General features: G+C 67.9%; 20 protein-coding genes. 10 read left to right on the forward strand and 10 right to left on the reverse strand.

Annotated elements, in window-relative coordinates:
• Positions 1–107: 107 nt before the first annotated feature.
• A complete protein-coding gene (locus C7401_RS44885) occupies positions 108–254 on the reverse strand; it encodes a hypothetical protein (RefSeq protein ID WP_181565512.1) in 147 nt (48 codons plus the stop codon).
• Between the two features lie 401 nt (positions 255–655).
• Between C7401_RS44885 and C7401_RS06925 the strand changes: the two genes are divergently transcribed.
• The 10 genes from C7401_RS06925 (at position 656) to C7401_RS06970 (ending at position 9,491) form a co-directional block, all read left to right on the forward strand.
• On the forward strand, positions 656–1,522 hold the full coding sequence (locus tag C7401_RS06925) for an STAS domain-containing protein (RefSeq protein ID WP_112170605.1): 867 nt from the start codon (positions 656–658) through the stop codon (positions 1,520–1,522).
• Between the two features lie 19 nt (positions 1,523–1,541).
• A complete protein-coding gene (locus C7401_RS06930) occupies positions 1,542–1,901 on the forward strand; it encodes an STAS domain-containing protein (protein ID WP_112170606.1) in 360 nt (119 codons plus the stop codon).
• Positions 1,902–1,927: 26 nt separating this feature from the next.
• Complete coding sequence (locus C7401_RS06935; protein ID WP_224043408.1) at positions 1,928–2,353, forward strand: anti-sigma regulatory factor; 426 nt, start codon at positions 1,928–1,930, stop codon at positions 2,351–2,353.
• The gene (locus C7401_RS06940; protein ID WP_112170607.1) at positions 2,338–3,495 is read left to right on the forward strand and encodes an ATP-binding protein; all 1,158 of its coding nucleotides are present in this window, start codon (positions 2,338–2,340) and stop codon (positions 3,493–3,495) included. The genes C7401_RS06935 and C7401_RS06940 overlap by 16 nt, the downstream gene beginning before the upstream one ends.
• Positions 3,464–4,894, forward strand: coding sequence for a sensor histidine kinase (locus C7401_RS06945; protein WP_112170608.1), 1,431 nt, complete (start codon positions 3,464–3,466; stop codon positions 4,892–4,894). The genes C7401_RS06940 and C7401_RS06945 overlap by 32 nt, the downstream gene beginning before the upstream one ends.
• A complete protein-coding gene (locus C7401_RS06950) occupies positions 4,891–6,411 on the forward strand; it encodes an ATP-binding response regulator (RefSeq protein WP_112170609.1) in 1,521 nt (506 codons plus the stop codon). The genes C7401_RS06945 and C7401_RS06950 overlap by 4 nt, the downstream gene beginning before the upstream one ends.
• A 55-nt stretch (positions 6,412–6,466) precedes the next feature.
• Positions 6,467–6,937: a GNAT family N-acetyltransferase gene (locus tag C7401_RS06955; RefSeq protein WP_112170610.1), complete on the forward strand. Its 471-nt coding sequence runs from the start codon at positions 6,467–6,469 to the stop codon at positions 6,935–6,937.
• Between the two features lie 144 nt (positions 6,938–7,081).
• Entirely contained in the window at positions 7,082–7,459 is a 378-nt protein-coding gene (locus C7401_RS06960) for a DUF2306 domain-containing protein (protein WP_112170611.1), read from the forward strand.
• Positions 7,456–8,625, forward strand: coding sequence for a sensor histidine kinase (locus C7401_RS06965; RefSeq protein ID WP_112170612.1), 1,170 nt, complete (start codon positions 7,456–7,458; stop codon positions 8,623–8,625). The genes C7401_RS06960 and C7401_RS06965 overlap by 4 nt, the downstream gene beginning before the upstream one ends.
• Positions 8,622–9,491 (forward strand): LytR/AlgR family response regulator transcription factor, encoded by an 870-nt coding sequence (locus tag C7401_RS06970; protein WP_112170613.1) that lies wholly within the window; start codon positions 8,622–8,624, stop codon positions 9,489–9,491. The genes C7401_RS06965 and C7401_RS06970 overlap by 4 nt, the downstream gene beginning before the upstream one ends.
• Positions 9,492–9,521: 30 nt before the next feature.
• On the opposite strand, the gene C7401_RS06975 is transcribed toward C7401_RS06970, so the two are convergent.
• From C7401_RS06975 to C7401_RS07015, 9 genes are all read right to left on the reverse strand, one after another.
• Positions 9,522–10,277, reverse strand: coding sequence for an ABC transporter ATP-binding protein (locus tag C7401_RS06975; protein WP_112170614.1), 756 nt, complete (start codon positions 10,275–10,277; stop codon positions 9,522–9,524).
• Complete coding sequence (locus tag C7401_RS06980; RefSeq protein WP_112170615.1) at positions 10,268–12,127, reverse strand: branched-chain amino acid ABC transporter ATP-binding protein/permease; 1,860 nt, start codon at positions 12,125–12,127, stop codon at positions 10,268–10,270. The genes C7401_RS06975 and C7401_RS06980 overlap by 10 nt, the downstream gene beginning before the upstream one ends.
• Before the next feature lie 3 nt (positions 12,128–12,130).
• A complete protein-coding gene (locus tag C7401_RS06985) occupies positions 12,131–13,030 on the reverse strand; it encodes a branched-chain amino acid ABC transporter permease (RefSeq protein WP_112170616.1) in 900 nt (299 codons plus the stop codon).
• A gap of 16 nt (positions 13,031–13,046) precedes the next feature.
• The gene (locus C7401_RS06990; protein WP_112170617.1) at positions 13,047–14,252 is read right to left on the reverse strand and encodes a branched-chain amino acid ABC transporter substrate-binding protein; all 1,206 of its coding nucleotides are present in this window, start codon (positions 14,250–14,252) and stop codon (positions 13,047–13,049) included.
• Between the two features lie 381 nt (positions 14,253–14,633).
• Entirely contained in the window at positions 14,634–16,574 is a 1,941-nt protein-coding gene (gene acs, locus C7401_RS06995; RefSeq protein ID WP_112170725.1) for an acetate--CoA ligase, read from the reverse strand.
• 59 nt (positions 16,575–16,633) lie between these two features.
• Positions 16,634–17,212 (reverse strand): acetate uptake transporter, encoded by a 579-nt coding sequence (locus C7401_RS07000; RefSeq protein WP_112170618.1) that lies wholly within the window; start codon positions 17,210–17,212, stop codon positions 16,634–16,636.
• Positions 17,213–17,462: 250 nt separating this feature from the next.
• Positions 17,463–18,428 carry a chemotaxis protein gene (locus C7401_RS07005; RefSeq protein ID WP_112170619.1) on the reverse strand — a complete coding sequence of 322 codons (966 nt, stop codon included), beginning with the start codon at positions 18,426–18,428 and terminating at the stop codon, positions 17,463–17,465.
• Positions 18,429–18,546: 118 nt separating this feature from the next.
• Complete coding sequence (locus C7401_RS07010; protein ID WP_112170620.1) at positions 18,547–20,874, reverse strand: sensor domain-containing phosphodiesterase; 2,328 nt, start codon at positions 20,872–20,874, stop codon at positions 18,547–18,549.
• A gap of 245 nt (positions 20,875–21,119) precedes the next feature.
• A complete protein-coding gene (locus C7401_RS07015) occupies positions 21,120–21,404 on the reverse strand; it encodes a hypothetical protein (RefSeq protein WP_112170621.1) in 285 nt (94 codons plus the stop codon).
• Positions 21,405–21,422: the final 18 nt, after the last annotated feature.

Raw genomic sequence — 21,422 nt, forward strand, 5'->3', positions numbered from 1 at the left:
CGCCAGGCGCGGCACGCCGGCGCGGCGCGAAGCGCACGCCAGAGGTCAGTCTAACGGGTCGGCGGGCCGACCGGCGAATCGTTGTGCGGTCGTGCGCGGCGCGCGCCTTAGCCCGGACGGCCGGCGTGCGAGCGGTCGTCGTCCGCGAGGAACGCCTCCAGGCCGAACAGCCAGGCGAGGCAAAACGACAGGCGCGAGAGCAAAGCAGGGAAGGTCGATGGCGATGGCTGGGGCGAAGCGGATTCGGGCTCCATGGTTGTGGTGCTCCTCATTGTCGATCGGATCGTTGTTGGCGCACGCTGTGAAGCAAGTCGCATACCACCCGTCGAACCCGCGCCAGCGGTCGCGACGGCAACCGCAACCCGCGTACCCGGCATGCATAGCGCGTGTAAAAACTACAAGCGCGCCATGGCAAAGCGGCGCATCCGTGTGCCGCGCGGCCCGGCGGCGGTTGCGCGGAGCACCGGGCACCAACCAGGCACCCCCCGGGCACGCAAAAAGCACACGGTCGCACACGCGCTCGCCCGCTTTCGCTTTTTGCCCACGTAATCGCTTCAATCGATACGATGGTGTAAGGTTCAGCGGTTCGTCTCGCAGCGAGAGGCGCGGCTCATTGCCCAGGCTCGTTGCCCAGGCTCATCGCCCAGGAGATCGCATGGACACACAGGAACAAGCCCGCATTGCGGACATACTCGGCCAGCATCGCGACACGCTTCTCTCCGACTGGCTGCGCCTGCATCTACCCAACGCGCTGCGTCGCGGCCTCGCGATGGAAGGGGAAGTGCGCGAGCAGTTCACCACCTTCCTCGCTGTCTTCCTCGACACCCTGCCGAACGCCGACACCTTCGATGCAAGCCGCCCCGAGTGGGAACCGGTGCGCGCGTTCCTCGCGGGAATGTCGGCGCACCGCGCGCGCCAGGGCTACACGCCGGTGGAGACGGCCACCTTCGTGTTCTCGCTCAAGGAGCCGGTCTATGCGCGCCTGCGCGAGGCGTATGCGGGCAGGCCCGGCGAACTCGCCGAGCTGAGCTGGCAGGTGAACCTGCTGCTCGACGGCTTCGGCCTCTACACCACCGACGTTTTCCAGCGCAGCCGCGAAGCGATCATCGCGCGCCAGCAGGAGGAACTGCTCGAGCTTTCCACGCCGGTCGTGCAGCTATGGGAAGGCATCCTCGCGCTGCCGCTCATCGGCACGCTCGACTCCTCGCGCACCCAGGTCGTGATGGAAAGCCTGCTGCAAAAGATCGTCGACACGGGCGCGGGCCTCGCGATCATCGACATCACGGGCGTGCCCACCGTGGACACGCTCGTCGCGCAGCATCTGCTCAAGACCGTGGCCGCCGCGCGCCTCATGGGCGCGGACTGCATCATCAGCGGCATTCGCCCGCAGATCGCGCAGACCATCGTGCATCTGGGCGTCGATCTCACCAACGTCACCACCAAGTCCACGCTCGCCGACGCCTTCGTGATCGCGCTGCAACGCATCGGCGCGACCATCAGCACGCCGAAGGCCGCGGCTTGACGAACCCGGAACGCCCACGATGGAACGCATTCCGATTCTGCGCCTTGGCGACTGCCTGATCGTCGCGATCCAGGTGGACATGCACGACCGCCTCGCGATCGCGCTCCAGGACGACCTGACCGAGCGCATCGTGAAGGAGTCGGCCAAGGGCGTGCTCATCGACATCTCGGCGCTCGACGTGGTGGACTCGTTCATAGGCCGCATGATCAGCAACACGGCCGCCATGGCCATGGTGCTCGACGCGCAAACGGTGGTCGTCGGCATGCAGCCTTCGGTGGCGATCACGCTGGTCGAACTCGGCCTCACGCTCACGGGCGTGCGCACGGCACTGAACGTCGAGAAAGGCATGGCGCTGCTCAAGCAGCGCCAGCCGCGTTAGCGTTAGCACGTCTCTTGCATTCGATCATGAATAGCAACGACATGAACGAACGGCTCGCGGCGCAAGTGAGCCTGCGCTCCGATGAGGAAATCGTGCGGCTGCGGCAGATCGTGCGCGACGCCGCGATCGAGCAGGGCTTCTCGCTCATCGAGCAAACCAAGTTCGTGACCGCGGCAAGCGAGCTTGCGCGCAACACGTTGCAGCACGGCGGCGGCGGCGACGCGCGGCTCGAAGTGCTCGCGAGCGGCGTGCGCGTGGGGCTACGGCTCACCTTCGTCGATCAGGGCCCCGGTATCGCCGACATCGAGCGCGCGCTGAAGGACGGCTTCACGAGCGGCAACGGCCTCGGCCTCGGTTTAGGCGGCTCGCGGCGCCTGTGTGACGAGTTCACGATCGAATCGGCGCCGGGCAACGGCACGACAGTCACCATCACGAAATGGAAAGTACGCTAGACACTGCGGCCGGCTCCGGCGGCGGCATGCATCGATCCTTCGAGATCAGCGACGCGAGCAGCGTGGCCTATGCGCGGCGCGGCGCGGCCGAGGCCGCGCGCAGCGCCGCGCTCAACGAGACCGATGCCGGACGTCTCGCGATCGTGCTGACCGAAGCGGCCACCAACATCCTCAAGCACGCCGGGCACGGCGAGTTGCTCGTGCGCGCGCTCGAAGGCGCGGTCGAACTGATCGCGCTCGACCGGGGCCCCGGCATGACCGACGTGGGCGCCGCGCTCACCGACGGCCACTCCACGGCCGGCACGGCGGGCACGGGGCTCGGCGCGATCCGGCGGCTCTCCAGCCAGTTCGCGCTTTACTCGCAGCCGGGCGCGGGCGTCGTGCTGCGCGCCCTCGTGCACGCGAGCGGCGCGGGCGCGACGCATGCCGCGCGCGCCAGCCCCGAGATCGGCGCCGTGTGCGTGCCCTACCCCGGCGAGGAAGTCTGCGGCGACGGCTGGCAGGCGCAGGCCGACCAGAGCGGCTTCACGCTTGCCGTCGCCGACGGCCTCGGCCACGGCGCGCAAGCGCACGAGGCCGCAGCCGCCGCGCTCGACGTGCTGCGCCGCCGCGCGGGCCTCGCGCCCGCGGCGCTCATGGAGCTTTCGCACGCGGCGCTGCGCCCCACGCGCGGCGCGGCGCTCGCGCTCGTGCGTCTCGATCTCGCGCGCGGCGCGCTTGCGTTTTGCGGCACCGGCAACATCTCGGCCGTCGCGTACGGCACGAGCCATCCCGTGGAAAGCCGCGCGGCGCGTTCCGCGAGCGGCAGCGCCGGTGCGAACGCCAGCGCCAACGCCGCCGCGCGCGAAAGCTACCAGCTCGTGTCGCGCAACGGCATCGTCGGCCATACGATGCGCGGCACCCAGGAGTTCGAGGTTGCCTGGGGTGCGAACGCGCTCCTCATCCTGCACTCGGACGGCATCGGCACGCGCTGGGACCTCGCTGCGTGGCCCGGCCTCGCCAACCAGCCGGCGGTCGTGATCGCGGCCGTCCTCTACCGAGACTTCGCGCGCCGCCGCGACGACGCCACCGTCGTCGTGGTGCGCGCCCGCCCCGGAGTACAGTTGACCCATGAATACGCCCCTGCTGCGCATCCGGCTTGACACCGCCCAGGACGTCGTGGTCGCGCGCCGCCGCGCGCGCGAGCTCGCGGCCGGGCTCGGCTTTTCGCCGCTCGACCAGACCCGCATTGCCAGCGCCGTTTCCGAGATCGCCCGCAATGCCTTCGAATACGCGGGCGGCGGCGAAGCGACCTTCGCACTCGAAGGCGAGGGGCCGCGGCAAGCGCTCGGCGTGGAAGTGCGCGATCGCGGCCCCGGCGTGCGCGACCTCGCGGCCGTGCTCGACGGCACGCAAGCGTGCACGCCGATGAACGGTCCGGGCCCGGGCCTCGGCATTACGGGCAGCCGCCGTCTCATGGACCGCTTCGACATCCGTTCCGAGCCGGGCGCGGGCACGACGGTCGCGATGGCGCGCCTCTTGCCCGCCGAGCGGGCCGAAGTGCGCGGCGCGGAGCTGGAGCGCATCCTGCACGAAGTCTGCGAGCGCGATCCACGGGACGATTCGCTGGCCGAAGTGCAACAGCAGAACCGCGAACTGGTCTCGACGCTCGACGAACTGCGCGAGCGCCAGGACGAACTCGCGCGCCTCACCCAAGAGCTGGAGGCGACCAATCGCGGCGTGGTCGCGCTCTATGCGGAGCTCGACGAGCGCGCCGAGGAACTGCGCCGCGCGGACCTGATGAAAACGCGCTTTCTCTCCAACATGAGCCACGAGCTGCGCACGCCGCTCAGCTCGATCCGCGCGCTCGCCAACCTGCTGCTCAACCGGCTCGACGGCGACCTGAGCGTGGAGCAGGATCGCCAGGTCCGGCTGATCCTTTCGTCTGCGGAAACGCTGGGCGAAACCGTGAACGACCTGCTCGACCTGGCCAAGATCGAAGCGGGCAAGACCGAAGTCTCACCCGCGTGGTTCGACCCCGCCGACCTCTTCGCCGCGTTGCGCACGATGCTCACGCCGTTGCTCGACACGCCCCACGTGACGCTCGAATTCGCCGCCACGGCAGGCCTGCCGCTCCTTTACACCGACGAACCGAAGCTCACGCAGATCCTGCGCAACTTCGTCTCGAACGCGCTCAAGTACACCGAGCGCGGCCATATCCGCGTGGGCGCGCAGTGCGAATCTGGCGAACCCGGCGAGCCGGGCGGAGCGCCTGGCGAGCACATCACGTTCTTCGTGGCGGACACGGGCATCGGAATTGCTCCGGAACACCACCAGATCATCTTCGAGGAATTCGGCCAGGTGCAGAATCTTCTCCAGCAACGCGTGAAGGGCACAGGCCTCGGGCTGCCGCTGTGCCGCAAGCTCGCCGCGCTGCTGGGCGGCGAAGTGGGCGTGGACAGCGAGCCAGGCGTTGGCTCGACGTTTCGCGTGAGCGTGCCGGTGCGCCTTGCCGCGCCGGTCGAAGACGAACCCGAAACGTCGGACGGCGCCACGCCATGAACGCGCCTACCACGCTGATCCTCAACGTCGACGACAACGAGGGCGCACGCTACGTGAAGTCGCGCGTGCTGCGTCACGCGGGCTTCGCCGTGATCGAGGCCGCCACCGGCCAGGGCGCGCTCGAAGCCGTGCGCGAGCAGGCGCCGGCGCTCGTGCTGCTCGACGTGAAGCTGCCCGACATCAGCGGCATCGAAGTGTGCCGCCTCATCAAGTCCGACCCGCTGACCAACTCGACGCTCGTGCTGCAAACCTCGGCCGCGGCGGTGCAAACGCGCGACAAGATCCTGGCGCTCGACGGCGGCGCGGACAGCTACCTCACCGAGCCCGTCGATCCCGCCGAGCTGGTGGCCAACGTGCGCGCGCTGCTGCGCCTTTACGCCGCCGAAAAAGCACTGCGCGACGCCGACCGCCGCAAGGACAGCTTTCTCGCGACCCTCGCGCACGAGTTGCGTAACCCGCTCGCGCCCATTCGCAACGCGATCGAGCTGCTCGACCCGCGCCACGGCGCGAACGACGCCATGCGCGCCGACGCGCGGCAGATCGCAAGCCGCCAGGTCCAGCACCTCGGCCGCCTCGTCGACGACCTGCTCGACGTGTCGCGCATTTCACACGGCAAGATCGCGCTGCAAATGAGCACGCTCGACCTGCGCGAGATCGTGGATATCGCCGTGGAAACGAGCCGCCCGTTCCTCGACGCGAAATCGCAGCAACTCACCGTCGAGATCGACTGCCAGCCTTGCCACGTGACGGGCGACGCCATTCGCGTGGCGCAGATCATCAGCAATCTGCTCTCGAACGCCGCGAAGTACACGGCCGAAGGCGGCGCGATCACGCTGCGGCTCGAATCGGACGCGTTCGAGGTGGCGATCCACGTGCGCGACAACGGCATCGGCATCGCGCCCGACGAGCTGCCCTACGTGTTCGAACTCTTCATGCAGTCGCGTGACGCGCTCAAGCGCGCCGACGGCGGCCTCGGCATCGGTCTCGCGCTCGTGCGCGAGCTGGCCGAACTGCATGGCGGCTCGGTGCGCGCGCATTCCGACGGCATCGACCGAGGCTCGGAGTTCGTCGTGCGCCTGCCGATCGCGCAAGCGCCGCAATGCGCGTCGGCAAACACCCAGTCGCCCCCGACCGCCGCGCAACCCGAGCCGCCGCGCCGCCGCGTGCTGATCGCCGACGACAACATCGACTCGGCGGCGTCACTGCTCATGCTGCTCGAACTCGAAGGCCACGACGTGCGCGTGGCCCACGACGGCCCGGCCGCGCTCGCGCTCGCGCAAAGCTTCCTGCCCCACGTGGCGATACTCGACATCGGCCTGCCGGGCATGGACGGCCACGCCGTCGCCAAGGCGCTGCGCGCCGCGCCCGCCACCGCGCGCGTGCTGCTGATCGCGCTCACGGGCTATGGCCAGGCGCGCGACCGCGAGGCCGCGAGCGAAGCGGGTTTCGACCGGCATCTCGTCAAACCGGCGTCGTTCGACGAAATCCTGCGCGAAATCGGCAGAGCGCCGGTCTAGCTGAGGTACGCTGTGCGGTCCGTTTCCTGAGTTTCCTTCTTCCGGGGAAGACCGCATGGATGTGCGCCCGATCGATGTTCAAGACCTCGAACTGATTTGCCGGCACCGCGAAGCGATGTTCCGCGAGGCGGGCCGCGACGAGGCCGCACTGCGCTCGATGACGACGCACTTTCGCGCATGGCTCGCGCCGCGTCTGGCCAGCGGCGCGTATTTCGGCTATGTGCTGAGCGAGCGCGGCGTGGCGCTCGCGGGCATCGGGCTCATGTTGATCGACTGGCCGCCGCATCCTCTGCATCCCGAAACTGATCGGCGCGGGTATGTGCTCAACGTCTACGTGGAGCCCGAGGCGAGGCGCCGCGGCCTTGCACGCACGCTGATGACACTCGCCGACGAAGCGTTCGCGCAACGCGGAGTGACGTACGCGATATTGCATGCCACCGAGCAGGGGCGGCCGCTTTATCAAGGTCTCGGGTGGAGCGGGACGACCGAGATGGCAAAGGCGCTCGACGCGCCTCCGCCCGCCTGACTCGCGTCATCGATCCACTCGCGCCCTGCCGCCCACCCTTCGCGCCGCCTTTCCCGCGCTTCGTCGCAAACCGCTCGCCCGCCCTTCCCCCGCCCTCCACACTGCGGCCATCGAGTCTCCTCGACCTGCAAACGGAGGGCCAGCATGCCTGTCATCGTTGCCGCACACGTCGTCACCGCGACACTTTCTGTCATACTCGGAACCGCCGTGATGCTGACCGAAAAAGGCGGCGCACGGCACAAATGGCTCGGCCGCCTCTGGGCGCTGACGATGTGCGCCACCGCGCTCATTTCGTTCGACATCCGCGAGCTGCATCCGGGGCATTTGTCCTGGGTACACGGGCTGTCGCTGCTCACGTTCGCGAGCCTCGCGCGCGCGATCTGGGCGATCCGCCACGGCAACGTGCGCGGCCATCGCCGGGCCATGCGCGGTTCGTTCTTCGCCCTCGTCGCGGCCGGGGTCGCCGCCGTCGCGACGCCGCACCGGCTGCTCAACCTCATCGTCACCGGCTGGATCGCATGATGCCTGGCTCGCACGTCGAGTTTCCGAATGCCGCCGCCCGCCTGAGCCCGCCGGCCGCCCATGTCCTCATCGCCGGGTTCGCGCGCGAAGGCGTGATCGTCGTGATCGGCAACGCGCTGATCGCCTTCGCGCTCACGGCCGCCGGCATCGGCAAAGGCAAAGGCTTCTTCGACAACTTCGTGTTCAGCGAGGCGATCGGGATCTCGATCATGCTGCTGCTCGGCGTCGGCCGCTTCGTTTTACAGCGCCGCAATGCGCTCACGGTCCCGCGCCTCGCCCTGGTGATGGTGCTCGCCATCGTGTTCGGCGCGGCGCTCGGGCGCGGCATCGCCAGCCTCTTGCTGGGGCTCGACGTGCGCCGGACGTTCGCGGCGAAGGATCTCGCCCTGACCGGCTGGATCGCGCTCAGCGCCACACTGATCGCCACGTGGTACGGCTGGTCGCGCACGCGCATCGCGGAGCTGAGCGAGCAGGTCGCGCGCACCGCCTGGCAGAAGGAAGCCGCCGAGCGCACCGCGCTCGGCGCGCGCCTGCAAGCGCTTCAGGCGCAGATCGAACCACACTTTCTGTTCAACACGCTGGCGACGCTCGACAGCCTGATCGCCTCCGACCCGCCGCGCGCCCGCGAATTGCTCGCGAGCCTCAACCGCTTTCTACGCGCGACGCTGGAGGCCTCCCGCACGCAAAGCGAAACGCTCGCGCTCCAGTTCGCAGTGCTCGAATCGATGCTCGCCGTGCATGCCATGCGGCTCGGCCCGCGCCTCGCCTACACGTTCGATTTGCCGCGCGATTGCGTGAGGCTGGCGGTGCCGCCCATGCTGTTGCAGCCGCTGGTGGAGAACGCGCTCAAGCACGGCATTCAGGGCGCGGTCCAGGGCGGACGGATCGACGTGAGCGCCCGGCGCGACGGCTCGCATGTCGAACTGAGCGTCGCGGACACGGGCGCGGGCTTTGGCGCGACGCCCGGCACGCAGGGCGCGGGCGTCGGCCTCGCGAACGTGCGCGAGCGGCTCGCGGCGCTCTATGGCGAGAACGCCTCGCTCACGCTGATCGAGAACGCGCCGCACGGACTCATTGCGCGCGTGCGGCTGCCCGCTCACGATGCGGACGACGCGGGCAACTCCGGCGCGCCCGGCAACGCGGGAGCCACGGGAACCACGCCATGAAACGCCGCGCGCCCGCCCATGCCGCGCCCACCGCGCCCACCGCGCTGATCGCCGAAGACGAGCCGCTGATCGCCGCCGCGCTCGAACGCGAACTGGCGCACGCGTGGCCGGATCTGCATATCGCGGCGAGCGTCGGCAACGGCCATGACGCCATCGAGCGCATTGGCGCGCTCGCGCCCGATGTGGCGTTCCTCGACATCGCCATGCCGGGCGCGAGCGGCCTCGACGTCGCGCGCGCGTGCGCGCAACTCGCCGCGCCGCCGCAAATCGTGTTCGTGACGGCCTTCGACGCCTACGCGCTGGAAGCCTTCGACGCCGCTGCCATCGACTATCTGCTCAAGCCCGTCGAGGCGGCGCGGCTCGCGCGCACGGTGGAGCGGCTGCGAGAGCGGCTCGCGCGATCTTCCGGGAGCGCGGCGGGCGAGCCGGGAACCGCTCCGCAGATGCAAGCCGACCTTCAGCGCGTGCTGCGCCAACTGGAAACGATCACGCAGGACGTGCGCGAAGCGCGTGCGGGCGCGCAGGCGCGTTCAGGCCCGGCGCCGCTGCGTTATCTGCGCGCCTCCAGCGGCAACGACATCCGCATGGTTCCGGTGGAAGATGTTCTGTACTTCGAAGCCGCCGACAAATATGTCGTGGTCACGACGCACGGCGGCGAGCTGCTGATCCGCACGAGCCTGCGCGAGTTGTGCGAGCAACTGGACCCCGCGCGCTTCTGGCAGGTGCACCGCAGCACCGTGGTCAACGTGGATCAGGTGGAAAGCGCCTCGGTCAGTGCGCTCGGGAAGATGACGCTGCGCCTGCGCGGCCACGCCGGCGCGCTCGCGGTGAGCCGCCAGTACGCGCATTTGTTCCGGCAGATGTGAGCAGATGTGAGCGGCTTTGGGCGCGATGCGCTACGCCTGCCCCGGCGGTAACGCACTGCCGCCCAGATACGTCGCGCGCACGCGGTTGTCGCCCGCCAGCTCGCTCGACGAACCCGAAAGCGCCACACGGCCCCCCTCCAGCACGTAAGCCCGGCTCGCGATGCGCAGCGCCTGGCGTGCGTTCTGCTCCACAAGCAGAACGGCCGTGCCCGCGCTACTGATGCGCGCGATCACCTCGAAAATGCCGCGCACGAGCTTCGGCGCCAGGCCCATGGATGGCTCGTCGAGCAGCACGAGCTTCGGCTTGAGCATGAGCGCCCGCGCAATGGCGAGCATTTGCTGTTCGCCGCCGCTCAGCGTGCCCGCGAGCTGGTCCTTACGTTCGTGCAGTCGCGAAAATGTTTCGTAGGCCTGTGCAATGCCCTGTTCGAGCGCGGCAGCGTCGCGCCGCAGCAGGTAGCCGCCCAGGCGCAGATTCTCCTCCACGGTGAGGCCGCCAAAAATACGCCGCCCCTCGGGCACGTGGCCGATGCCGAGCGCGACGACGCGATGCGACGGCAACCCGACGAGCGCCTGCCCCTCGAACGCGATCGTGCCGCCACGCGGGCGCAGCAGCCCGGAGATCGTGCGCAGCGTCGTCGTCTTGCCCGCGCCGTTGGCCCCGAGCAGCGCGACGATCTCACCCGGCCCGACATCGAGCGAGATGCCGTGCAGCGCTTCGATGTTGCCGTAGTTCACGCGCAGGTCGCGAACGTCGAGGAGCGGGTTGCCCGCGCCTAGCTCCATAGCGACTTCTCCCCGCCGGCGGCATCGGGCCCGTCGTCTTCCTCGGCTGTGCCCAGATAGGCGTCGATGACCACGGGATCGTTCTGGATCTGCGCGGGCGCGCCCTCGGCGATGATCTCGCCGTGGTCCATCACGATAATGCGGTCCGACACGCCCATCACGAGCGCCATGTCGTGCTCGATCAGCAGCACCGTCACGCCCAGGTCGCGAATGCGGCGGATCTGCGCCATCAACGCGTGCTTTTCAGTGGGATTCATGCCCGCGGCCGGTTCGTCGAGCAGCAGCAGGCGCGGCTGGCTCGCCAGCGCACGCGCAATTTCGAGCCTGCGCTGATCGCCATAAGGCAGGTCCGAAGCATATTCGCTCGCGCGCGCGCCGAGCCCCACTAGATCGAGCCAGCGCTGGCCCAGCGCCCCGTGCTCCGCCGCTTCGTTGCGCGCGGCGCGCGTGCCCAGCAGTTCCGCCACGAAGGGCGTGTGCAGACGGTGATCCATGCCGATCAGCACGTTCTCGAACGCGCTCATGTGGTTGAACAAGCGGATGCCCTGAAACGTGCGCGCGATGCCGCGATGCACGTTGCGGTGCGGCGCGCCGCCCACAAGCGGCTCGCCGCGCCAGACAAGGCGCCCGCCGGTGGGCCGGATCACGCCGGTCAGACAGTTGAACACCGTGGTCTTGCCCGCGCCGTTCGGGCCGATCAGCGCGAGGATCTCGCCGCTGCGTACCTCGAAGCTGATGCCGCCTATGGCGCGCACGCCGCCAAAGCGGCGTTCGAGACCGTGCACTTCGAGCAGCGTTTCGCGCGCGGTGGCGGCGTCGATCGCGCTGGTGTCGGCAATGGCGACGGCCGGCGCGCTTTCGTGCCCCGCCGCTTCCGCCGCCTCCGCCTCGTGGGCCACCCTCTCCTCCTCGGGCCGGGGTGCCGCGCGCCGCACGTGCGCGGGCCACAATCCTTGCGGGCGCAACAACATGAGCACGACGAGCGCCACGGCGAAGCCGAAAATGCGCCACAGGTTCAGGAAGCGCAGCAGCTCCGGCAGCCCCGCCACGATCACCGCGCCGAGTATCACGCCGGGAATGCTGCCGCGCCCGCCCATCACCACGACGATGAGAATCGTGACCGACTGGAGATAGGTGAACGCCGTGGGATCGATGGTGCCGAAGCGCGCGGCGAAGAGACTGCCCGCCAGCCCGCCGATCAGCGCGCCCATCACGTAGGCGAGCATTTTCGCGCGCAGCGTCGCGACGCCCACCGCTTCCGCTGCGGCCTCGTCTTCGCGAATGCTGGTCCACGCGCGCCCCAGGCGCGAGCGCCCAAGGCGCACCGCGAACACCAGCACCACGATGAAAAACGCCATGCCGAGCAGATACACCGCGCGCGGCGAACTGATCTCGTAGCCGAACAGGCTGGGCGGCTCGATGCCGTAAATGCCGTTCGGTCCGCCCGTGATGTCGAGATTGGTCGCGACGATACGCGTGATCTCGCCAAAGCCGAGCGTGACGATGGCGAGATAGTCGCTGCGCAGCCGCAGCGTGGGATAGCCGATCACGATGCCCGAAGCGCCCGCGAACGCGATGCTGAACGGCAGCGTTTCCCAGAACGTGAAATGCAGCAGCGTTTCGAGCAGTGCGGTGGTGTACGCGCCGATAGCGAAGAAGGCCGCATAGCCGAGGTCGAGCAACCCCGCATAGCCCACCACGATATTGAGCCCGAGGCCGAGGATCGCATACGTGATGATGGTGAGCCCGACATCGACGATATAGCCGCTCGCGAACGCGGGAATCGCGATCGCCGCCGCGATCAGCACGATGGCGGCGACCCATGAGGTCTGCGAAGCCCGCGCGCGCATCGCTCACATCCTCTCGACAACGCGCTCGCCGAACAACCCCGTCGGCTTCACCACAAGCACGGCGATCAATACGCCGAACACGAACACGTCAGTCCATTGCGAGGACACATAGCCCGCGCCGAACGCCTCCAGCAGCCCGATCAGGAAGCCGCCCACCATCGCACCCGGAATGTTGCCGATACCGCCCAGCACCGCCGCCGTAAACGCACGCAGCCCGAGCACGAAGCCCATGAAGAAGTTGATCTGCGTGTAGAAGAGACCTTCCATCACGCCCGCCACGGCGGCCAGCGCCGAGCCGATGAAGAACGTGAGCTGGATGAGCCGCTCGACGTCGATGCCCATGAGGCGCGCCGCGTCCTGGTCGATCGCAAGCGCGCGCATGGCCGTGCCGATAAACGTATGGTGTACGAACAAATAGAGCGCGATCATGAGCGCGAAGCTCGCCGCGACGATGCCGATCTGCGCGAAGGTCACGTGCACCTGCATCACGTCGAAGCCCGTATGCGTGAGCAGATGCGGATAGGTGCGAAAGCCCGCGCCATAGGCGATCAACACGCCGTTCTCCAGCAGCAGCGAAATGCCTAGCGCGGTGATGAGGATGGACAGGCGCGGCGCGCGCAAGAGCGGCTGGTAGGCCACGCGCGCGATCGCCACGCCCAGCACGCCCGTGGCCAGCATGGCCGCCGCGAAAGCCACGAACAGCGCCAGCGCGAGCGGCAGGCGTCCGGCCGCGAGCGTGGAGAGCGCGGTCCAGCCCACGAACGCGCCCACCATGAAGAGATCGCCGTGCGCGAAGTTGATGAGCCGGATGATGCCGTAGACCATCGTGTAGCCGAGGGCGACGAGCGCGTAGAACGAGCCGATCGTCAGCCCCTCGACGACGAACTGGAGAAAGGTGCTCATGGGCGGCCCGGGGCGCTTACTTCATCGCCACCCACTTGCCGCTCGCATCCTGCCGCTGATACGGCTCGAACTGGTCGTTGCGCACGATGATCGTGATGTACACGGCGCGGCTGCGATCGCCCTTCGGATTGAAGCCGATCTGCCCGGTGAGGCCCGGATAATTCGTGATCTTGTGCAGCGCCGCAGCGATATCGGCGGGCTTGGTCGATTTCGCGTCGGCAATCGCCTTGGCCGTCACGCCCACGGCGTCGTATTCATACACGGAATACGGTCCCGGCCCTTGCCCATAGGTCTTCGTGTACTGGTCCACGTAGTCGTGCGCGCCCGAAAGGAACTGCGCGAGCGGCGAGGTCGTGATGATCATGCCGTCCGCGGCCGGGCCCGCCGTCTTCATGAGCGTCGGGTCGTTGGTGGCGTCGCCGCCCATGAAGGTCATTTTCAGGCCCACCTGGCGTGCTTCCTTGACGAGCAGGCCGGCTTCGGAGAAATAACCCGTGTAGTAGATCACGTCCGGCTTGAGCGATGAAACCTTGGTGAGCGTGGGCGAATAATCCATCTGGCCCGGCGTGATCGAGTCGGCGTAGACCACGTCCACGCCCATCTTCTTGAGCGCTTCGACCGTGTTCTGCGCGAGGCCCTTCGAGTAAGTCGTGTTGTCGTCGATCACCGCCACGCGCTTCACGTTCAGCGCGTTCTTCATGAAGCTCGCCGCGAAGGGCCCTTGCTGGTCGTCGCGGCCTATCGTGCGAAACACCGTGTCGTAGCCCATTTCGGTGAGCTTGGGATTGGTCGAGGCGTCAAGCACGTAGGGAATCCCGGCCCGGTGGAACGCCGTCAGTTCGGGCAGCGCCGCGCTCGAACAATAGCCGCCCGCCACGGCCACCACGCCCGCGTCCACGAGTTTCTGCGCGGCCTGCACCGCCGTTTGCGCGTCGCACGCGTCGTCCTCGGGCACGAGTTCGATCTGCTTGCCGAGCACGCCGCCCGCCGCGTTGATCTTCGCGGCCGCGAGCTTCGCGCCGTTCACGATGTCCGTGCCGGCAGCAGCGCTGCTGCCCGAAAGCGGCACGGGCACGCCGATCTTGATGGTCTGGCCATACGCGAGACCCGGCACGAGGCCCGGCGCGAGCGCGGCCAGCGCAAAAAGGGCGGCGCCTAACGTTGCGTGCAACGTGCCCCGCTGGCGGGGTGCGTCGGGCGTGCCATTGTTCTGAAGATTCATGTGAGCGGCTCCTGACTATGGACCCGACCGGGCGATGCCGCAACGCAGGCGAGCCCGCGCGGTCAGTTAGCAAAACGAAATAATTCGTCCGGTACGAGACCCCGCGAACGTCGCGCGCTCATGGCGTGCGGCCTGCAAGGGAACCCGGCGCATCATGACTTATCCATGATAGGTGCCCGCGACCGTTTAAATGGTATAGGGTATGCGCGTATACAAACCGCGTGCGCGCGGAGCGCCGCGAGGCAACTTTGTATACACGCGCAGAGCGGGAAAATGGGGACCGCCGTGCCGGGCGAAGCTATCCGGGCGAAGCTATCTGCGGTATTGCACCGCGGCGCGCTCAAAGACGTTTGTGAACGTTTTTGAGCGCATCCGCCTCTCTCAGTGCGCCACGCGATGGTCGATCAACTCCTTCACCACGCGCGGGTCGGCCAGCGTCGAAACATCGCCCAGGTTTTCATACTCGCCATCGGCGATCTTGCGCAGAATGCGACGCATGATCTTGCCAGAACGCGTTTTCGGCAACACCGGGGCCCACTGGATGAAATCGGGGCTCGCGATCGGCCCGATCTCCTGGCGCACGCGCGCCACGAGCGCCGCGCGCAGCGCATCGCTCGGCTCCACGCCCGCCTTCAGCGTCACATAGGCATAGATGCCCTGCCCCTTGAGCGAATGCGGAAAGCCTACTACGGCCGCTTCCGCCACGTCGGGGTGCGAGACCAGCGCGCTCTCCACCTCCGCCGTCCCCAGCCGGTGCCCCGAGACGTTCACCACATCGTCGATACGCCCCGTGATCCAGTAGTCGCCATCGGCGTCGCGGTAGCAGCCGTCGCCCGTGTAATACTTGCCTTCGAACTGGCTGTAATAGACCTGACGCATGCGCTCGGGGTCGCCGTAGACGTAGCGCATTTGCCCCGGCCACGAGTCGAGCATGCAGAGGCTGCCGGCCGCCGGGCCGTCGAGCACGTTGCCCTTTTCGTCGACGATCGCCGGGCGGATGCCGAAGAACGGCCGCGTGGCCGAGCCCGGCTTGAGCGTGGTCGCACCCGGCAGCGCCGTGATCATGATGCCGCCCGTTTCGGTTTGCCACCAGGTATCGACAACGGGGCAGCGCTTGTCGCCCACCACTTCGTAATACCAGAGCCATGCCGCCGGATTGATCGGTTCGCCCACCGTGCCGAGCAGGCGCAGCGACTTGCGCGAAGTGCGCTTGACCGGCCCCTCGCCGTCGCGCACGAGCGCGCGAATGGCCGTGGGCGCGGTGTAGATGATCTGCACGTTGTGCTTGTCGCACACCTGCCAGAAGCGCGAACTGTCGGGATAGTTCGGCAAGCCTTCGAACATGAGCGTGGTCGCGCCATTGGCAAGCGGCCCGTAGACGATGTAGCTGTGCCCCGTCACCCAGCCCACATCGGCCGTGCACCAGTACACATCGCCGTCGTGATAGTCGAACACGTACTGGTGCGTGAGCGACACATAGGTCAAGTAACCGCCCGTGGTGTGGACAACGCCTTTGGGCTTGCCCGTCGAGCCGGAGGTGTAGAGGATATACAGCGCATCTTCGGCGTTCATTTCCTCCACCGGACAATCCGCAGGACTCCGATCGATCAGTTCGTGATACCAGTGGTCGCGCCCTTCGCGCCAGTCGATCTTGCCACCCGTGCGCCGTACCACCACGCACGCGCTCACCTCGGGGCATTTCGCCATGGCGGCGTCGGCGCTGGCCTTCATTGCGATCGTGCGGCCGCCGCGCACGCCTTCGTCGGCCGTAATGACGAGCGTCGAAGCGCAGTCCTGAATGCGGTTGGCAAGCGCCTCGGGCGAGAAGCCGCCGAACACCACCGAATGGATCGCGCCGATGCGCGCGCAGGCGAGCATCGCCACCGCGGCCTCGGGAATCATCGGCATATAGATCGTCACGCGCTCGCCGCGCTTCACGCCCAGCGACTTGAGCGCATTGGCGAACTTGCACACCTCGGCATGCAACTCGCGATACGTGATGGTCCGGCTCACCGCGGGATCGTCGCCCTCCCAGATGATGGCGGGCCGCTCGCCACGCGCGGCCACATGCCGGTCGAGACAGTTGCTCGATACGTTGAGCGTGCCGTCGTAGAACCAGCGTATGTGCAGGTCGCGGCTCGCGAACGAGACGTCCTTCACGCGGGTGTACGGTTTGATCCAGTCGAGCCGTTTGCCCTGTTCGCCCCAGAACGCTTCGGGGTCCTCGGTCGAGCGGCGGTACATCGCTTCATAACCGGCCTGGTCGACCCATGCCTTCGCGGCCCATTCCGCGGAAGGCGGAAAGACCAGATGCTCATCCATGACGTGCTCCTCGGGATGAAGCGCCGCCGGGCGCGATGGCGCGGCGGCGCCGGAAACGCTCAAGCCGCGTGCGGATGCGGTTCGATGTAGGGATGCGTGGGCAGCACGGTGCGCCCAAAGCTTTCGTTGATCACCATGGCCGCCGACGCGTAGAACGCCAGCGCCGCCGTGACGAGCCCCGCATAGCCGCCCAGACGCGTGATGGCCGTCATGTCGGTCCAGATGCCAATGGCCAGCAGTCCGAAGGTAATCCACAGCGCGAGAAACACGAGTTGCACCGACGTACTCGTGTGCATGGAGCCAATCCACATATAGAACGTGAACACGCCCCAAACGAGCAGATACCAGCCAACGAACGACTCGGGCACCTTCGTGCCGAGGAACCCGACGAAAAGCGCGAAGGACCACCAGAACGCGCCGTAGCTCAGGAACGCCACGGTGCCGAGGGTATTGCCGCGCGGAAACTCCATGACGCCCGCGATCATCTGTGCGGTGCCGCCAAATGCAAACGCAAGCGCGAGCACGAGGCCCATCGCATCGGCGCTGTACCAGCCCGCGTTGATCATGCTGAGCATCCACGTGGTGAATGCGAAACCGGCGAGGCCTAGCGGCGCCGGATTGGAAAGCTTGCCGCCCATGGTTGTCCTCCTTGCGCCGGTCGGCAACCCGTTGCACGGCCGCATGCGCGCAAAATAAGTGCACCTTCGTGCATTATAGTCAATACATCACAACGTGATATATTTACCGATAATGACGCGGTAAAGGATGCGCATACGACGTACCTGGGCGGCACACGTCTGAGGAAAGCGTTCGTGTGTTCGAACGGGAGACGCAAAGAAGGAGCGCGCCGGAGCGTCGCGCTCCGGCGCATGCATCATGGCGATGCGATCAGGCGTAAACCGTTTTTCCCGCCAGCGCGTTGCGAATCGCGCCGGCGAGATCGCCCGCGGCGAATTTCGCCACATAGCCGCTCGCGCCCGCGTTCTTCACGTGCGCTTCGTTCGCGGTGCCCGTGAGCGACGAGTGGATCACCACGGGAATGTCCACGGTGCGCGGGTCCGCCTTGATCTTGCGCGTCAAGGTGAAGCCGTCCATCTCCGGCATTTCGAGGTCGGTGAGCACGAGCGCGATGCGGTCCTTCGCGCGCAAGCCTTCGCGCTCCGCGCTCGTCGCGATCGCTTCGAGCTGCTTCCACGCTTCGAGGCCCGTTTTCGCCATCGTGTACTCCACGCCCAGCGCGCTGAGGCTCTGCCCGATCAGCTCGCGCGCGAAGCCCGAGTCGTCGGCCGCCAGCACCTTCGCGCCCGGCGGAATCACCGCGGGCTCGCCCACTTCTTCCGGCACGACTGCGCCATGCTGCGCCGGGAACACGTCGCGCAGCACCTGCTCCACGTCCACCACCTGCACGAGCTTCGTGCTCTCGGGATCGTTGCCGAGGCGCGCGATGCTCGTCACGCGGTTGCCCATCGTCACGTCGGCGGTGAGCACCTGGCTCCATTCGAGCCGCACGATCTCGTCCACGCTTTCGAGCGCGAAGCCCTGCGTGGAGCGCGCGAATTCCGTGACGAGCAAAATGTTGCGGCCCGTGGCCGGTTCACAGCCCATCAGCTTGGGCAAGTCGATCACGGGCATCACCTGGCCCCGGATGTTGGCCGCGCCGAGCACATAGGGGGACGATGCCGCGATCGGCGTGATCGCCGGCATGCTCAGGATTTCCCGCACCTTGAAGACGTTGATGCCGAAAATCTCGCCCACCTCGCTGCCCGGCGCCGCGCCGAGCCGGAACAGCAAGAGTTCGAACTGGTTCGTGCTCGTCAGGCGGGTTCGTTCGTCGATTGCGAAGCCGCTTTCCATGATTCCCTCGTGTCTCTGTCGTGTGATGTGATGCGTCCGGCACCTCAATCGTCTACGGCCTGGCACGGGAAATCTTGAGGCTTGTGCGCAAGGCCGCCCGTGCCGGATCAAGTTTGGCTCACGCGTCCGCCCGCACGCGCTGCGCGCCATGCTCGCGCAGCAGCGCCGCGCAGGCCTGCGCGCTCACCGGCTTGCCGAACAGGTAGCCCTGCTGGCGCTCACAGGCAAGCGAGCGCAGAAACGACGACTGCTCGGTCGTTTCCACGCCTTCGGCCGTCACCCGCATGCCGAGCGAGTGCGCCATCGCCACGACGGCCTGGGTGATCGCCACCGAGTCGCGATTGTCCGGCAGGCCCGCCACGAACGTGCGATCGACCTTCAGGTGATGCAGCGGAAAGCGCTTCAGATACGAAAGCGACGAATAGCCCGTGCCGAAGTCGTCCACCGAGATGCGCACGCCAATGTCGTCGAGCGCGCGCAGGATGGGCAGCACGCTCTGGTTGTCGCTCATGAGGATGCCCTCTGTGATCTCCACTTCGAGCGCCTCGGGCGCGAGGCCCGATTTCGCGAGACAGCTTTGCACCTGCTCGACCACGCCGTCGGCGATCTGGCGCGGCGAGAAGTTGACGGCCATCACAAAGTCGGGCGCGAGCAGGCGCCGCCATTGCGCGGCCTGGCGGCACGCGTGTTCGAGCACCCACTGGCCGATGGGCACGATCATGCCGGTGTCCTCAGCCACGGGGATGAACTCCACCGGCGACACGTGGCCAAGCTCGCCGCTCTCCCAGCGCAACAGCGCCTCCGCGCCGATCATGAGGCCGCTCGCGCCGTCGACGATGGGCTGATAGACGAGCCGCAACTCGCCCGCGGCGAGCGCCCGGCGCAAGCCCCGCTCCACCTGGAAGCGGCGTTGCAGGCGCTGGCGCAGCTCGGTCGTGAAGAACTGGAACTGGTTGGTGCCGCGCTGCTTGGCGGCGTACATCGCCGAGTCGGCGTTGCGCATGAGCGCGGCGGCGCTGCGGCCGTCGTCGGGATACACGCTGATGCCGATCGAGGCGCCCAGGTAATACTCGTTGCCCGCCACCGCGAACGGCGCGGCAATGGCGTCGAGCACGCGCTGCGCGAGCGCGACCAGCTCGGCCACGTCGTCGAAGCGCCGCACGGCGATCACGAATTCGTCGCCGCCCACGCGGGCGAGCGTATCGGCCTCACTCACGCAGCCGGTCAAACGCCGCCCCACGTCGCGCAGCAGCAGGTCGCCCGCCTCGTGGCCGCCCGTGTCGTTGACCTTCTTGAAGCCGTCGAGATCGACGAAGAGGAGCGCGGGCCGCTCCGTGCCGCTCGCGCTTTCGAGCAGCGCATGCATGCGCTCGGCGAGGAAGGTGCGGTTGTAGAGGCCCGTGAGCGCGTCGCGCGTGGCGAGGTAGCGCAGTTGCTGCTGCGCCTCGCGCACCGGCCCGATGTCGGTGAACGAGACCACCACGGAAATCGCCTCGCTCTCGCCCGCCCGGAAGATCGGCAGCACGTTCTCGTTCACCCACACGACCTCGCCGTCGGCAAGCTCAAGCCCCACGGTCTCGCCGAGCACGGCCTCGCCCGTGTCCAGCGCCCGCATGCTGGGACGCTTCGAGAGCGGCAAGGGCACGCCGTTTTCGTCGAGCACGCGCGGGATCAGATGCAGGATGCTGCGGCCGATGGCGTCCTCGGGCAGGCGCAGAATGCGCCGCGCGCTGCGGTTGCAGGCGAGCACGGTGTCGTTGCGCGACTGCATCACGACGCCTTCGTTGAGGTGGTCCACCACGAGGCGGTGGTGCTCCTCGCTGCGCGCGAGCCGCTCGGCGATGGTCTGCTGGTTGAGCATGACCGCCACGCTGCGGGCGATGTCGCACAGCAGGGCCTCCTCAGCCGCGTTGGGCCGCCACGGGCGGTTCTGGTAGACGGCGAGCGCGCCAAGCACGCCGCCGTTGTCGTCGTCGAGCGGCGTGGTCCAGACCGCGCGCAGCCCGCTGTCGAGCGCGATGCGCCGGTATTCGCCCCACGTGTGCGCCGCCTCGAAGTCCTCCACGCAAACCGTGCGCCGCTCGTAGATGGCCGTGCCCGTGGGGCTCGTGCCGGGCCCCACGGGCGTGCCGTCGAACGCGGCGTGATAGTGCGCGGGCAACGACGGCGCGCTGCCGATGCGCAAGCGCCGCCCGTCGCCGTCGAGCCGCAGGATCGAGCAGTTCGCGCCCGCGCCCAGCAGCCGCTCGGCGCGGCAACACACCTCGGCCAGCAACTCCGGCAGCGGCATGCCGCGCGACACGAGGCGCAGCACGCCGCGCTCGGAGGCGAGCGCCTCGTCAGCCCCGCTCGCGCGGTTCACGCCGTTCGACGCTCCCTGCACGCCCGCCTGAACGTCCCATGATCCCGCTGCGCCGAACGCTCCCGCCGCTTCGGAATTGACCATACCCTCGTCCCCTCTTGTTGCCGTGGCGCGCACCGCGCGCCTGAAGCCCGTACCCGGTTCGATCTCAAGTGTGGTGCGCGGCGCACCGCCTGCCGCCAGGCGAGCGATGGGGCCGCCCCTGCATTAACGGCAGGGGCGGCGGGATCTTGAAGCGTGGGGGAAATACAAACGACGGGGCGCGTCAAGCGCCCAGGCGCGGCGGGAGGGAAACGGGGATAAGCGTCGGCGCGCAAGGCCTCAAGGGGTTAAGCCTCGCCCCGCTCGTCCTTGCCATCCTTGTGGAACACGCGCCTGGTCGCGCGCTTGGTGGCCTCGTAACCTTCGCGCGACGCATGCGCGATACCGTGGCCCACGGCCTTCGCCGCGCTCGCGGTGGCGTGGCCGAAGTCGCGCGCGGCGTGGCCGGTTTTCGTGGCCGCCTCCTTCGAATCGTGCTTGATATTCTCCTTCACTTCGTGGAGATCGGCGTGCGCCATCGAGCTCGCCATGCCGAGCACGAGGGCCGCGAGTATGAACCGTTTGGCTTTCATCGTAGGCTCCCTTTGAGG

The organism is Paraburkholderia unamae (assembly GCF_003268775.1).
GTDB classification, from domain to species: Bacteria; Pseudomonadota; Gammaproteobacteria; order Burkholderiales; family Burkholderiaceae; genus Paraburkholderia; species Paraburkholderia unamae.